The organism is Paraburkholderia caffeinilytica (assembly GCF_046030355.1).
Classification (GTDB): domain Bacteria; phylum Pseudomonadota; class Gammaproteobacteria; order Burkholderiales; family Burkholderiaceae; genus Paraburkholderia; species Paraburkholderia caffeinilytica_B.
Genome location: NZ_JAQQCQ010000016.1, coordinates 42965 through 56972 on the forward strand (window position 1 = coordinate 42965; position 14008 = coordinate 56972).

Genomic DNA, 14008 nt, shown 5'->3' on the forward strand with positions numbered 1-14008 from the left:
AATACGAAAACTCCTAAAAGCAATCTTTTAGCTTAAATAAGCACAATCGATATACCCCGATTAAGACGCAAAGTGCCAAACGTCTTAAATCAATCGCGATATTTTTAGGTGAAGTTAAGACGTGCTCTTAACGCTTCTTAAACCAGGAGGACGGGAATTGAGCTCACGACATGACACCGTGCGTCACATGGGCACCGGGAAGAGAAAAGTCAGCGGGCGGCCTGATGCCGCTCGCCGAACTAGACACGACTCATCGACGAGCCGCATCGGAAACGTAATTTCGAAGGTCGTCCCTTCGCAGCGCTGCAGGACGGAAGGACCTCGCTGCCCGGCACTCTATAGAGTCAGGTGGGCAGCCCGCTCCGGGCGCCTCCATTGCGTTCGATTCATGCAGGGAAAATCAAACAGGTCAGGACGCGCTCCAGCAAACCACGCAAACACCAGGCCGTCGCGTCAGATCTTCTCGAACAGCACATCCTGTGCGCCTTCCCACAGCACCTTGGTGCCGAGTTCGCGCAGCTTCTCCTTCCCTTCAACGATGGTCAGGAAGTGATTGCCGGCAAGCTGGCCCATCTTGCTGGCGAAGCAGCACGAGCCATACGCGAGAATGATCTCCGTTTCGCTGTAACCGCCGGGATAGAACAGGATGTCGCCAACCGACGGATGGCTCGTGTGATTTTCGAAGCCGACTGCCGCGCCGTCGTTTTCGAGTTTGAAGTCGCCGAGCGGAACCCAGCAGCCCTCGCCGCTCCAGCGCACGTGGATGATCTTCTGACGGTACGGCAGAAGCTTCAGAAACGCAGCCACGGTTTGCGGCGCGTCAGGATGAGTTTCGGCGGTAAAGACGTGGCCGCAGGAGGTGATTCGAAGTCGGGTCATCGCTAGATATCCGGTATGACGGGTTGAGTGGAAAGGTCGGTCAGACGCTGGCTAGGGCCAAGCCGCAGGCACAATATTCTGTCGGCCGATGCAATGCTTCGACAGATACAGTTAGCGCCCGACTGGTCAGGCCAGTTGGACCAGTATCAATGGCTAGCGTGCGCCACACCGGCCAACACCTGCGCGCGGCACCCCGCCGCGCACCGCCCTGGCCCAGCAGGCGCAATGGTTGCAGGCAGTTTCATACGTCACTGCCTGTCGAATCTCGCGGCTTCAAAATTGGCCGGAACAGCACCAAGGCCCACGCATGCCAGGTCCCTCCCCAATCCCGCCACGAAAGTTCGTAGTTTGCAAGCCGCGCAATGCGCAGCAAACTGCGAAAACTGCGTGATTGCCGCTTTCGGCGATTCATCGAACTTTGCCCTCGATAACCCACCGCCGCCGGCCTCGATACACTGTGCCACGCGGCAGCCGGGTACGCCCGCGCCACACCGCAGCATAGCGTGTCGCGGCCGACGAATCCCGCATGCCGTCAACCGTCGGCATGCCGCTCGGGCATCGCATGTTGGCGAGCCGCCCGCACGATCCAGCCACGCAACCCGACGCTCAGCCGCGCAGCCGGTAGGCAAGCGGCGTTACGCCGTAGCCACGCTTGAACTGCACGGAGAAATGACTGGCGTTCTCGAAACCAACCGCAAGCGCGATTTGCAGCACGGGCTGATCGGTGGCACGCAAGAGTCGCGCGGCTTCCTCGAGCCGCAAGCGCGTGACGAACTGATGAGGCGTTTCACCGGTCTCGCGGCGAAATACACGCGCAAAATGAAAGCTGCTTAGCCCGGCCTGCGTGGCGAGTTCGCTGATGGCCAGATCGGCGGCAAGATTGGCCCGAATGTAATCGGTTACACGGCGAATGCGGCGTGGCACCCATCGCTCGGGATGCGGCTGCAGGCCGGCCTCGGCATGACGGCCACGCGAGTAGTGTTGCAACAGATGAGCGGCGAGCGCGTGAGCCAGCGCGTCGACATACAGCCGCGAATCGGCAGGGTCGCCCGCGGCGCGATGCAATGCGCCGAGCATCGCGGCGATCAGTGGATCGTGAAACTGCATCGCGTTGCCCAGCGAGAGCTCGCGTGAGCCGCCCAGCCCCATCTGGTCGGCAACGCTGTCGATCAGGCTGCGCTCCAGGTGCAAATGAACGGTCGACAGCGGCTCATCGCTGATCGAACGCCAGCGCCACGAGATCGGCACGGGCGGCACGAACCAGACGTCGCCCACCCGCAGGTCGGCGCTTTCCCAGCGTCCGTCGAGGTTGCGCTCGAGGTGTTCGGCGCCGCTGCCGAGTGTCATCAGCGTGACGTCCTGCAGGCCGGGCGCTTCCAGCAGTTCCTGCTCGTCAGGTTCGAGATACGAGCGCAGCACGAGGTGCCGCCACGGGCGATCCACGCTCGACACCAGTTTCTGGCCCGCCATGTAGCGGTCGTAGGCAAGCGTCGTTGTCAGCTTTGGAATTTTTGCCATCACATCTCTTTCGAGGAGGTCCTATATGCACATGAGCAAACCCTGCCGTACCCGCGTCGCCGGTTAGAGGTCAGCGCAAGATCTCAAAAATGATAGCAAGGAACCGGCTACCGTAATATTTGGAAATAGTTAATCATCCAGGTTGTCGTCTATCACGCGTTTCGAACGCCGGAGCTACCGTTTCATGGAACACGAATGCGATACGCTGCCGCATTGGCTGACCGGCTCGCCGCAAGGCGAGGCCAGCCACGTGTCGGCGGCTTACAACTCAGCGGTTACCGCACAACCGGCTTACCCGGCCGGCACGCGGCAACTCGAGAATTCAGCCCACGCGGCTGAAGCATCCAGGGCATCAACCCGCATGGCGTCAGGCATCTCGCCGACTGGTTTTCTGACGCTCTTCACAGAAGAGGAGATCGGCACGCCCTCGCCCGCCGCACGGCGCGCCACGCCGCTGATCAGTCCGCTGGTGCGATTCGGCAGTGCGCAAGACCGCATCGAATTCGTGCGGCGGCGCATCAAACAACTCGGCTTCGACTCGTTCAGCTATTCGGCCACGCGCACCACCGCGCATCACAAGTCGATGTTCGTGCTGACCAGCTACGAGTCGCAGACATGGCTCACGCGCTATTTCCGCGAGCGTTATTTCGAGCTGGATCCGCGCGTCGCGCTGGCGTCGCCGACCGGCATGCCGTTCCTCTGGAACACCGTCGACATGCGCGCCGACCTGCCGCGCGCGCAGATTCGCAGCGAGCGGCTCGGCGGACTGATCGACATGCTGGAGGCCACGGGCCGCAAAAGCGGGATTCTCACGCAGATGCCGCTGCCCGAGCCGGAGCTGAGCGCGAGCCTGTGCTTCAACTCGGAAATCGGCAACCCGCGCTGGATGACGGAATCGATCGTGGCCGAAACGCTGATGTTCGCGCACACGATCCACGAATTCATCTGGACGCACGCAAAAAGCGTGATCGGGATCGCACCCGAGCAGCAGCAGCGAGTCGCGCTGAGCGAATTGCAGCATGCGGTGCTGAAGGCGGTTGTGCAGGGACAGCGCGACAAGGAGATTGCCTATTTCCTCGGGCTGTCGCCGCATAACGTCGACTACCATCTGCGGCGCTTGCGGCAGTTGTTCAACGTGCGCAATCGCGTGCAGCTGATCAATGTGGCGCAGGGGTATGTGACGTAGGAGACCTCAAACGCTGCGCATGGTGCGCAGGCAATCCGCCGCGAGTTGCTGGTAAAGCCGGGTTCCGGACGATTTCGCCACGATCTCGTCCTCGCTCAGGGCGCGCACCACGCGCCCGGGCACCCCGGCCACCAGCACACTCGCCGGCACCCGCCAATCCTTCTTGATGAACGCACACGCGGCCACGATGCTCGCTGCGCCGAGCACGACGCCGTCCATGACGACGGCATGCATGCCGACCATCGTGTTCGGCTCGAGTGTCGCGCCGTGAATGATCGCGCTGTGGCCGACATGACTGTCGACGCCAAGCCGGCAAGTATTCGCCACACCGGTGTGCAGCACGCAACTGTCCTGCACATTGCTGCCGCGCTCCACCACCACCGCGCCGAAATCCCCCCGCAGGCTTGCAAGCGGGCCGATGTAACAGCAGGCGCCCACCGTCACGTCGCCGATCAGCACCGCGCTCGGATGAATGTACGCCGACGGATCGACGCGCGGCCGCTTACCGTTGAACTCGTAAAGCGCCATCGCGCCGCCGTCCCGATTCAGCTCGCGTCTGCGTGCATGTGATAGTCGTCGACACCCCAGTACGCGCGCATGCGCAAAATCTTGCCGGCGGCGTCGAAGTCCATCACGTCAGTCACGTCGATATACGCGGGCCGGCCGTCCTGCCCCGTGATATGCACGCGAAAGCTGATCGACGCGCTATTGCCGTGCGAACCGCGCGGCGGCGCCATCAACTCGAGCCGCGCGCCGATCGAGGTCGCATACGTATAGAACGTTTCGATCTCGCTCCTGCCCTCTTTCAAGGGCGTGCCGACCGGGTCCTCGACGCTCGCGTTGTCGGCGAACAGCGCGACGACGCGTGCGGTGTCGGCCGCATTGAACGCCTCGATATAGTCGACGAGACGGGCCTTCATGTTTTCGCTGGTATTCATATCGGCTCCTAGCGCGCGGTGTAGCCGCCGTCGATCACCAGCTCCGTGCCGGTTACATAGCGGCCGGCCGGCGACACCAGATACAGAATCCCTGCCGCGATATCCTGCGGATCGCCGATCTTCGCAAGCGGCACCAGCGTTTTCATATGCTCGAAAATCTGCTCCGGGTCACCGAGCTTTTCGAACGCTTCTTCCAGCAGCGGCGTGCGGATAAAGCCAGGATGCACGGAATTCGCGCGAATATTCTGCGTGGCGTACAGCATCGCCTCGGTCTTCGCCATCAGCCGCACCGCGCCCTTCGATGCGTGATACGCGGGCACATCCGGCCCGCCGACCAGCCCATACATCGACGACAGATTCACGATCGAGCCGCCGCCCGCCGTCAGCATGTGCGGAATCGCGTATTTGGTGCAGAGGAACACGCCCGTCACATTGACGTCGATGACTTTCTGCCATTGCTGCAGTGTCATTTCATGCGTGGGCAGATTCGCGCCTTCGATACCGGCGTTGTTCACCAGCGCGTCGAGCCGTCCAAAGCGCGTGGCGATTTCGCCGAACACGCGCTGCACGCTATCTTCCTGCGTGACGTCCATCTTCCAGAACGCGGCGCGGCCGCCCGACTCGTTGATCTCGGCAACCAGTTGCTCGCCCGGTTCCGTCAGCACGTCGAGCACCGCGATCGCCGAGCCCGCTGCCGCCAGCGTGCGTGCCGTCTGCGCACCGATGCCGCGCGCGCCGCCGGTAATGGCGGTCACTTTGCCGCTCATGTCGAACAGTTGATGGGGAAATGTCATACCGTCTCCGTCATGTTGTAGTTGGGGTGTCTGCAGCGCATCGCCCTGAGGTCGCCAGATCGGCCACGTCAGCCAGGCCGGTCACGCCGCATTCGAAGCATGCCTCAAGCAGCGCGCCGTTCCGCGAGAAATTCCAGACATTCGCGATTGAAATACCGCCGGTGCTCGACCATCACCCAGTGCCCGCAGCGATTCATCAGGACAAAGCGCGCGTCGGCACAGTGCTCGAGAAAACGCATCGCGCCGCTAGCCGGATTGAAGCGGTCGTCGGTGCCCCAGAAACCCAGCACCGGACACGCGAGTTCGCCGAGCCGGTCCGTCAGGTTGGGCACGCGCATCGTCGACAGTACTTCCGGCGGCTGTTGTTCGCACACGGCGAGACGTTCTTCGACCAGCGCATCGGTAACGAGGCTGCGATCGAACACCAGCAGTTCGAGCAATTGCCGCATCGTCAGACGATTCATCTGGCGGTTCGTGAAGAGCGCCACCATCTTCTGGATGCCCTCCATTTTGAAGTAGGTCTCGCGCTCCTCGACCCCACCCGGCGCCATCATGATCAGGCTGTCGACATCGTCCGGATAGTCGAGTGCGTATTGCAACGCAATCGCGCCGCCGAGCGAATTGCCGAGCAGCGTCGCCCGGCCGATGCCGTTCGCGGTGAGCTGCGCGCGCAATGCGCTCACGAAGAAATCGAGCGTGTAGTTCACGTCCGCGGGCTTCGACGACGCGCCATAGCCCGGCAGATCGACCACGATCGCGCGATGGCCGGCCGCGGCGAACTGCGGGTAATTGTGTTTGAAGTTGCTGAAGCCGCTGGCGCCTGGGCCGCTGCCGTGGATGAACACAACGGGCGCGCCGCTGCCGGCTTCGAAGTGATGCAGTGTCAGGCCGCCGGGAACCTCGGTGAAAATGCCCGTGGGCGCCTGCAGGGCTGACGGCGCGCTGCCGGATTTAGGGCGCGCGTTATCGTGCGCGTCGGCGCGCGCTTTGTCGTGCGCGTCGGTGTGTTGGGACTCGGTGGGCGTTGCATTCATGCGCGCGTGTCTCCTTTCTCGCGCCGCGCTCTTCGGCACGGCAGATTGTGTGAGGGTCGCCAGCGAAAACATCATCCCTTCGAATCCCTGGCGGGGCATCGTCTTTTCGGACTACGAGGCCGCGCCGCATTTCTCCTACCATCGGCCCGACATGAACAGTGGGAGACAGCAGCAATGACAGGGTTCGATTTCAGCGGCAAGGTAGTGCTGGTGACGGGCGGCACCAAAGGAATCGGCGCGGCAATCGCGCAAGCGTTCAGCGATGCAGGCGCCACGGTGTACGTGTGTGGACGCACGCCGCCCGCGAATGCTTCTGCGAGTTCGCAGGCGGGCTTGCATAACGATCCGCATGCCAATCCGCGCGAAGATTCGCACAAGGGTCCGCATGATCGTCCGCCCGCGGGTCGTCCTGAGAATGCCCCGCGCTTCATCGCCGCGGACGTGCGCGACATCGACGCAATCGACGCCATGCTCGCGCAGATCGAACGCGAAACCGGCCGGCTCGACGTGCTCGTCAGCAATGCGGGCGGCGCGCCGTTCGCGCTCGCCGCGCAGGCCTCACCGCGTTTCACCGAAGCCGTTATCCGCCTGAACCTGCTGGCGCCGCTGCAAATCGCGCAACGTGCGAATGCGCTGATGCAACAGCAGCCGGAAGGCGGTGTCCTGCTGTTCATCGGCAGCGTGAGTGGTTTGCGGGCGTCACCGGGAACGGCAGCCTATGGCGCGGCGAAAGCCGGTCTGCTGAACGCGGTGCGCTCGCTCGCGGTGGAATGGGCGCCCAAGGTTCGCGTGTGCGCAGTGAGTCCGAGTCTTGTCGAAACCGAAGCCGCCACCAGCGGCCACACAGGATCCTCCACGCAGGACAGCGCCACCGCACTCGACAACATCACCGCGACGATTCCCGCCGGCCGGCTCGCGAAACCCGGCGATATCGCGTCCGCGTGCCTGTTCCTCGCCTCGCCGCACGCCGCCTATGCTTCGGGCAGCAATCTGATTCTCGAAGGAGGCGGCGAAGTCCCCGCCTTTCTTGCCGCCACCGACCTGCACAAGGCGTTCGCCACGAAGCCGTGAACGCATTCGCCCGCGCACACCTCGCGTCCCTGGGGCAAGCGACTAGTCCGTTTTGACGATTCTCACGCCGCACGCGCCCCCTAACCTCTGATCACAACAAATTTCAGACGTGACCACAGAGGAGACAGGATGCAGATCAACGGAACACAAGAGCGCGCACCGGCGCTGCGCGCGGTGTGCACGGCATGCAGACTCGCCGTGCTGGCGGCAGCGTCGGCCGCGACGATGACGACCTTCGCCACCCCGGCTTACGCGGGCGACACCGTCAACCTCGGTGCGGACACCACGCTCGATTACACCTTCACGCTCGGCTACGGCCTCGGCATGCGCACGCGTTCGCCGAGCGGCAATCTGCTCACGCCGGAAAACATCAACGGCGACGACGGCGACCGCAACTTCGCGAAGAACAAGCTGATCGAGAATCAGGTGAGCCTGCTCGGCGAAGTGAACCTCAAGCACGACGACTGGGGTGTCTTCGTGCGCGCCAACGTGTTCTACGATCAGGCCTATCAGCATCCGAACAGCAACAACGCGCCCTTCACCGTCAACCATAGCGGCGCGTACAACCAGTTCACCAGCGACGCGAGCTACTTTGCCGGCGGATACCCGCAGTTGCTCGCGGCCTACGCGTACGACACCATCCATCTGGGCAACACGAGTCTGAACGTGAAAGTCGGCGATCAGGTCGTCGCATGGGGCGAGAGCGTGTTCTTTCCGAACATCGCGGGCGCCCAGGGGCCGGCCAATGCCACCGCGTCGTATGTGGCCGGTGCGGAGGTCAAAGACATCCTGCTGCCGGTGCCGCAGATTTCGACGCAATGGCAACTTGCGCCGAACTTCAGCCTGCTCGGCTACTACCAGTTCGCGTTCGAGCCGAACAGGCTGGTGCCGCCCGGCGCCTACTGGAGCTACTCGGACGTCGTCGGCCCCGGCGCGCAATACATCATCGGCCCGGGCGGCATGCAGATTCCGCGCGGCAACGACATCCGGCCGAACGGCGACGACCAGTGGGGTCTCGGCGCGCGCTGGCGCGTCTTCGGCGACACCGAGATCGGTGCGTACTACCTGCATTACAACGACATGAACCCGAGTGTCGTGACGACGTACTTCCCGACACTGCAGTACCAGGAAAAGTACTTCGACCACATCAAGCTCACCGGCCTCAGCTTCTCGACCGATCTGAACGGCGTGAACGTCGCGGGCGAAACGTCGTACCGGCAAGGCGCCGCGGTGCTCGTGAACACCCCCACGGGGGCTCAGGCGACACGCGGCGACGTCTGGCAGTCGAATCTCTCGGCGATCTACTCGATCGGACCGACCTTCCTTGCCGCCTCGCAAACGCTGGTGGGTGAAGTCTCGTATGTGCACGCCGGCAACCTCACGCCGATCATGGGTTCGACGACCCTCACCAACACGCGCAATTCCGCCGCCTTCGAAGTGGCGTGGACGCTCAGCTACAAGAACGTCTTCAACGGCTGGGACGTCGACGTGCCGATCACCTACGCCGACGACTTCACCGGCCAGTCCGCGCTCAACGGCGCACTCGGTTCGCTCACCGGCGTGGGCGATCACCGTGTAACGGTCGGCGTGAACTTCACGCGCCTGAGCAACCTGAAACTCGGCATCGTTTACGCGAAATTCCTCGGCACACCGGACCCGAACAATCGCCCGCTCGCCGATCGCGACTACGTGCTCGCCACCGCGACTTACTCGTTCTGATGCTGCAAAGCGCCCTGGGTTTCAGGCGCTTTGCAGCGTGCATCACCCTTTGAATCCGCCGTCTTTTTACTGCAAGAGGATTTGGTCATGAGTCGAATTTTCAATCCCGCATTGCGCGTCTGCGTGCTCGCGGCAGGCGCCGCGTTCGCTGTCGCAGTGGGTGCCCCATCGTTTGCCAAAACCAGCGCGGAAGATCTCGCCAAACTCGAAGGCCCGCTCACGCCGATGGGCGCCGAGCGCGCGGGCAACGCCGACGGCACGATCCCCGCGTGGGGCGGCAAATGGTTCGGCACGCCGCCGGGCGTCGACTACAAGCCGGGCCAGCGCTTCCCCGATCCGTATGCGAACGAGAAGCCCCTGTTCGTGATCACCGCGCAGAATATGCAGCAATACGAAGCGCGTCTCACCGACGGCGAAAAAGCGCTGCTCAAGAAATATCCCGACAGCTTCAAGATTCCGGTCTATCCGAGCCACCGTGATTTCAGCTATGGCGATGCCGTGTACAAGGACATCCGTCTGTACGCGCCCACCACCACGATGACGAAAGATCAGAACGGCCTGAAGGATTTCCCGCCGGTCACGCCGTTCCCGGTGCCGAAGAACGGTGTCGAGGCAATGTGGAATCTGCGCTTCGCCTCCGCGGTCGAAGGCGAAACAGCCACCTACGACCAGGCCGTGGTCTACCCCGACGGCAATATCGCGTGGGGCAAGGTGCAATACGCGATTTACGGACCGCGCAGCGCCGACCATTTCGATCCGAAGAACGCGCTGAACGCGAAGAGTTTCTTCCGCCAGACCACCATGCTGCCGCTGTCGGATCGCGGCACGATCATCACCGGCTACGAGATGTGGGATCAGGAAGGCTCCGACACGCGCCGCACGTGGTCCTATAACCCGGGCACGCGACGTGTCCGTCAGGCACCCGAGTTCGGCTTCGACCAGCCCGAAGGTCCCGGCGGCTTTCGTACCGTCGACGACGACCGCCTCTTCAATGGTTCGGGCGAACGTTACGACTGGAAGATCGTCGGCAAGCGTGAAGTATATGTGCCGTACGACAACTACAAGCTGATGGACCCGTCGATCAAATACACCGATCTGCTGACCAAGGGTCATGAGAACACGCAGTACATGCGCTTCGAACTGCATCGCGTGTGGGTGTTGCAAGCCACGCTCAAGTCCGGCTACCGCCATCAATACGCGAAACGGGTGCTGTATCTCGATGAGGATACATGGAACGCAGTCGCCGCCGACAACTATGACGCCCGCGGCACACTGTGGCGCACCAACCTCGCCCCGACACTCTATGCGTACGACGCCAAATCGTTCTACTCGACCGCCGTGTTCTATCACGACCTGATCTCGGGCGCCTATTACGCGGACCGTCTGGCGAATCAGGAACCCATGCCGGTACTGACACGGGGTTCGCAATTGACCGAAGCGTACTTCTCGCCGGATGCGATTCGCGGCGCGGGCAACTGATTTCGTAGCGCCTCTATTGAAGCCACAGCCGGGGACGGATTGAGCGTCCGCCCCGGCGCTTTTTTCTTTCTTATTGTGGTCGCCATGACTTCGACACTTCACACCACACTCGGCGACGAGCTTTACCAGGCATGGCGCGAACGCGCGCCGATTGCACCGTTCTCGGCGCGCGCCGGCGGTTTGTCGCTTGCCGACGCTTACCGCGTGCAGCAGCATTTCGTCGCGCGCCGCATCGAATCCGGTGAAACCATTGTCGGCAAGAAGATCGGCGTGACGAGCCAGGCCGTACAGGACATGCTCGACGTACGCCAGCCCGATTTTGGCGTGCTGCTTTCCGGTATGCACTACGTGGCCGGCGAGGACATCCCGCTCGCGAAGCTGATCGCGCCGCGTGCGGAAGGCGAAATCGCGTTCTATCTGAAAGACGATTTGCGCGGTCCGGGTGTCACGCGAGACGCGGTGCTTGCCGCCACCGAAGCCGTCGGCGCGTGCTTCGAGATCGTCGATTCGCGCATTCGCGATTGGGCGATCCGCATCGGCGACACGGTGGCCGATAACGCGTCATGCGGCGTCTATGTGCTTGGCGACGAACGCGTCGCACCCCACGCGCTCGATCTCGCCGCTTGCCGCATGACGCTCGACAAGAACGGCACGCGCGCGGCCGAAGGAATCGGCGCGGCCGCCCTCGGTCACCCGGCCGACGCAGTGGCATGGCTTGCGAACACGCTGGGCGAACTCGGCGTACCGCTGCTCGCCGGAGAAGTCGTGCTGTCGGGTTCGCTGGCCGCGTTGATTCCCGTCGCTTGCGGCGACCAGTTGCACATGCGGATTGAAGGCATCGGCAGTTGTTCCGTGCGCTTCGTCTGACCGTTTGACCGTCTTTTCCTTGAGGATGCATCGAATGAGCAAGATCAAATGCGCGTTGATCGGGCCCGGCAATATCGGCACCGATCTGCTGTACAAACTGCGCCGCAGCGCGGTGCTCGAACCCGTCTGGATGGTCGGCGTCGACCCGGACTCCGACGGCCTCGCACGTGCCCGCGAAATGGGACTGAAGACGACCGCTGACGGTATCGACGGCCTGCTGCCCCATCTGGCCGCCGACGATATCCGCATCGCCTTCGACGCCACGTCCGCATACGTGCACCGTGAGCACTCCGACAAGCTGACCGCGCGCGGCGTGCGCGTCATCGACCTGACGCCCGCCGCGATCGGCCCGTTCTGCGTGCCGCCGGTCAACCTTGCCGCGCAGATCGACCAGCAGGCCATGAACGTCAACATGGTCACGTGCGGCGGCCAGGCCACCATTCCGATGGTGTATGCCGTATCGCGCGTGCAGCGCGTGGTGTATGGCGAGATCGTCGCAACCGTGTCGTCGCGCTCGGTTGGCCCCGGCACCCGTAAGAACATCGACGAGTTCACCCGCACCACGGCGCAGGCGATCGAACAGGTCGGCGGCGCAGCGGAGGGGAAGGCGATCATCGTGATCAATCCCGCCGAGCCGCCCTTGATCATGCGCGACACGATCCATTGCCTGACCGAAACCGATCCCGACGTCGAAGCGATTACGGCCTCCGTACACGCGATGATCGACGAAGTACGCCAATACGTACCGGGATACACGTTAAAAAACGGCCCGGTGTTCGATGGCCGCCGTGTGTCCGTATTTATGGAAGTCGAAGGCCTCGGCGATTATTTGCCGAAATACGCCGGCAATCTCGACATCATGACCGCAGCCGCCGCGCGCACCGCCGAGCTGTTTGCCCAACAGATGCTTGCCGCATCGCCTGCCACCGCGTGAGGAGCCGACTATGTCTTTAGCAGGAACCCGTATTACCGTGCACGACATGACGTTGCGTGACGGCATGCACCCCAAGCGCCACCAGATTTCACTCGACCAGATGTGCTCGATTGCACGCGGACTCGACGCTGCCGGCGTGCCGTTGATCGAAGTCACTCACGGCGACGGCCTGGGTGGCGCATCGGTCAACTATGGTTTTCCGGCGCATACGGACGAAGCGTATCTGAGTGCCGTGATTGCGGAAGTGAAACAGGCCAAGGTATCAGCGCTATTGCTGCCTGGCATCGGCACGGTCGATCACTTGCGGCTTGCGCATGGGCTTGGCGTGCATACGATTCGTATCGCGACACATTGCACGGAAGCCGATGTGTCCGAGCAGCACATTGGCCTTGCCCGCAAGCTGGAAATGGATACGGTCGGCTTTCTGATGATGGCGCATATGTCGCCGGCCGAGCAGCTCGTCAAGCAGGCGAAACTCATGGAATCGTACGGCGCCAACTGTATCTACATTACGGATTCGGCGGGATACATGCTGCCGGACGACGTGACAGCCCGGATCGGGCAGGTGCGTGCGGCGCTGAAGCCGGAGACCGAACTCGGTTTTCACGGGCATCACAATCTGGCGATGGGAGTGGCCAATTCGATTGCGGCTATTGCTGCGGGGGCGAATCGTATCGATGCCGCCGCGGCAGGTCTTGGGGCTGGCGCCGGGAATACGCCGATGGAAGTTTTTATCGCGGTGTGCGAGCGGATGGGGATTCAGACTGGCGTTGATGTGTTCGGGATTTCGGATGTTGCCGAGGATCTTGTCTTGCCGATTATGGATGCGCCGATCCGGATTGATCGCGATGCGTTGACGCTTGGGTATGCGGGGGTTTATTCGTCGTTTTTGCTGTTTGCCAAGCGGGCTGAAGCGAAGTATCGGGTTCCGGCAAGGGATATTCTCGTTGAGATGGGGCGGCAGCGGCTTGTGGGGGGGCAGGAGGATATGATTGAGGATACGGCTATTACGCTTGCTAGGGCTCGCGGGTTATTGGTTTAGTCGGTTTTTTTTGCCTGTGCGGGGCTCCTTTTCTGGGGGGCTTTGCGGGGTTGGCCTTTCCTTGTTTTCTTATTGGTCTATTAGCGTCGCCCCTGTGCGGGGCAGGCACCTACTTTTCTTTGCCTGCTGCAAAGAAAAGTAGGCAAAAGAAAGCAGCTCACACCGCTAACTCTTAAGCGGGTCCCCCGCACAGCTACGGTAGTGGTGCATCTGGAATCAGTGCTCTCGCACATTCAGCGTTAACGACAAAGGGCTCATCAGCACCCACTCCGCACTACGTGCGTCGCGGACTGGTCCGCCAAGGAAACCAATGGCTTCGGTTCAGTCTGCGGGGGCCGTCGGCTTCGCCTCGGCGACGTACACCGCATTCACTCTCGCGAAACCACGGCGGTCGGTTTTATGAAGTACATTTCGGCGCGCGCAGCGCCGCCGGAAGTATGACGGCTTTGTCACTCACGCTAAATGTGCGAGAACACGGATTCCAGATGCACCACTACCGTAGCTGTGCGGGGGACCCGCTTAAAAGCTAGCGGTGTGAGCTGCTTTC

General features: G+C 62.3%; 13 protein-coding genes. 7 read left to right on the forward strand and 6 right to left on the reverse strand.

The genetic code is table 11. From position 1 onward, the window contains the following. Positions 1-453: 453 nt before the first annotated feature. Entirely contained in the window at positions 454-879 is a 426-nt protein-coding gene (locus tag PQQ95_RS23075; protein ID WP_120295817.1) for a DUF3830 family protein, read from the reverse strand. Positions 880-1485: 606 nt separating this feature from the next. Next, the gene (locus PQQ95_RS23080) at positions 1486-2397 is read right to left on the reverse strand and encodes a helix-turn-helix domain-containing protein (protein WP_408441080.1); all 912 of its coding nucleotides are present in this window, start codon (positions 2395-2397) and stop codon (positions 1486-1488) included. Between the two features lie 184 nt (positions 2398-2581). Here PQQ95_RS23080 and PQQ95_RS23085 point away from each other — a divergent pair, with 184 nt between their 5' ends. After that, entirely contained in the window at positions 2582-3583 is a 1002-nt protein-coding gene (locus PQQ95_RS23085; RefSeq protein WP_408441083.1) for a helix-turn-helix transcriptional regulator, read from the forward strand. Positions 3584-3589: 6 nt separating this feature from the next. Here the strand turns inward: PQQ95_RS23085 and PQQ95_RS23090 are convergent, their stop codons facing one another. The 4 genes from PQQ95_RS23090 to PQQ95_RS23105 all read right to left on the reverse strand — a co-directional run bounded on the left by PQQ95_RS23090 (position 3590) and on the right by PQQ95_RS23105 (position 6349). Further along, the gene (locus tag PQQ95_RS23090) at positions 3590-4111 is read right to left on the reverse strand and encodes an LbetaH domain-containing protein (RefSeq protein WP_408441085.1); all 522 of its coding nucleotides are present in this window, start codon (positions 4109-4111) and stop codon (positions 3590-3592) included. A gap of 17 nt (positions 4112-4128) precedes the next feature. Beyond that, complete coding sequence (locus tag PQQ95_RS23095; protein WP_408441087.1) at positions 4129-4521, reverse strand: nuclear transport factor 2 family protein; 393 nt, start codon at positions 4519-4521, stop codon at positions 4129-4131. An 8-nt stretch (positions 4522-4529) separates the two neighbouring features. Beyond that, on the reverse strand, positions 4530-5315 hold the full coding sequence (locus tag PQQ95_RS23100; protein ID WP_408441090.1) for an SDR family NAD(P)-dependent oxidoreductase: 786 nt from the start codon (positions 5313-5315) through the stop codon (positions 4530-4532). A 104-nt stretch (positions 5316-5419) separates the two neighbouring features. Next, a complete protein-coding gene (locus PQQ95_RS23105; protein WP_408441092.1) occupies positions 5420-6349 on the reverse strand; it encodes an alpha/beta fold hydrolase in 930 nt (309 codons plus the stop codon). Positions 6350-6523: 174 nt separating this feature from the next. Between PQQ95_RS23105 and PQQ95_RS23110 the strand changes: the two genes are divergently transcribed. The 6 genes from PQQ95_RS23110 to dmpG all read left to right on the forward strand — a co-directional run bounded on the left by PQQ95_RS23110 (position 6524) and on the right by dmpG (position 13461). Continuing rightward, positions 6524-7420, forward strand: coding sequence for an SDR family oxidoreductase (locus PQQ95_RS23110; protein WP_408441095.1), 897 nt, complete (start codon positions 6524-6526; stop codon positions 7418-7420). A gap of 129 nt (positions 7421-7549) precedes the next feature. Then, positions 7550-9139 carry a DUF1302 domain-containing protein gene (locus PQQ95_RS23115; RefSeq protein WP_408441097.1) on the forward strand — a complete coding sequence of 530 codons (1590 nt, stop codon included), beginning with the start codon at positions 7550-7552 and terminating at the stop codon, positions 9137-9139. An 87-nt stretch (positions 9140-9226) separates the two neighbouring features. After that, complete coding sequence (locus PQQ95_RS23120) at positions 9227-10618, forward strand: DUF1329 domain-containing protein (RefSeq protein WP_408441100.1); 1392 nt, start codon at positions 9227-9229, stop codon at positions 10616-10618. Between the two features lie 84 nt (positions 10619-10702). After that, positions 10703-11485 (forward strand): 2-oxopent-4-enoate hydratase, encoded by a 783-nt coding sequence (gene dmpE, locus PQQ95_RS23125; RefSeq protein WP_408441103.1) that lies wholly within the window; start codon positions 10703-10705, stop codon positions 11483-11485. 34 nt (positions 11486-11519) lie between these two features. Then, a complete protein-coding gene (locus PQQ95_RS23130) occupies positions 11520-12419 on the forward strand; it encodes an acetaldehyde dehydrogenase (acetylating) (RefSeq protein WP_408441105.1) in 900 nt (299 codons plus the stop codon). A 10-nt stretch (positions 12420-12429) separates the two neighbouring features. After that, complete coding sequence (gene dmpG, locus PQQ95_RS23135; RefSeq protein WP_408441108.1) at positions 12430-13461, forward strand: 4-hydroxy-2-oxovalerate aldolase; 1032 nt, start codon at positions 12430-12432, stop codon at positions 13459-13461. Positions 13462-14008 lie beyond the last annotated feature (547 nt).

Bases quoted from the DNA above. Each gene is read 5' to 3' on its own strand.
- PQQ95_RS23075 (WP_120295817.1), bottom strand. From the start codon at position 879: ATGACCCGACTTCGAATCACCTCCTGCGGCCACGTCTTTACCGCCGAA.
- PQQ95_RS23080 (WP_408441080.1), bottom strand. From the start codon at position 2,397: ATGGCAAAAATTCCAAAGCTGACAACGACGCTTGCCTACGACCGCTAC.
- PQQ95_RS23085 (WP_408441083.1), top strand. From the start codon at position 2,582: ATGGAACACGAATGCGATACGCTGCCGCATTGGCTGACCGGCTCGCCG.
- PQQ95_RS23090 (WP_408441085.1), bottom strand. From the start codon at position 4,111: ATGGCGCTTTACGAGTTCAACGGTAAGCGGCCGCGCGTCGATCCGTCG.
- PQQ95_RS23095 (WP_408441087.1), bottom strand. From the start codon at position 4,521: ATGAATACCAGCGAAAACATGAAGGCCCGTCTCGTCGACTATATCGAG.
- PQQ95_RS23100 (WP_408441090.1), bottom strand. From the start codon at position 5,315: ATGACATTTCCCCATCAACTGTTCGACATGAGCGGCAAAGTGACCGCC.
- PQQ95_RS23105 (WP_408441092.1), bottom strand. From the start codon at position 6,349: ATGAATGCAACGCCCACCGAGTCCCAACACACCGACGCGCACGACAAA.
- PQQ95_RS23110 (WP_408441095.1), top strand. From the start codon at position 6,524: ATGACAGGGTTCGATTTCAGCGGCAAGGTAGTGCTGGTGACGGGCGGC.
- PQQ95_RS23115 (WP_408441097.1), top strand. From the start codon at position 7,550: ATGCAGATCAACGGAACACAAGAGCGCGCACCGGCGCTGCGCGCGGTG.
- PQQ95_RS23120 (WP_408441100.1), top strand. From the start codon at position 9,227: ATGAGTCGAATTTTCAATCCCGCATTGCGCGTCTGCGTGCTCGCGGCA.
- dmpE (WP_408441103.1), top strand. From the start codon at position 10,703: ATGACTTCGACACTTCACACCACACTCGGCGACGAGCTTTACCAGGCA.
- PQQ95_RS23130 (WP_408441105.1), top strand. From the start codon at position 11,520: ATGAGCAAGATCAAATGCGCGTTGATCGGGCCCGGCAATATCGGCACC.
- dmpG (WP_408441108.1), top strand. From the start codon at position 12,430: ATGTCTTTAGCAGGAACCCGTATTACCGTGCACGACATGACGTTGCGT.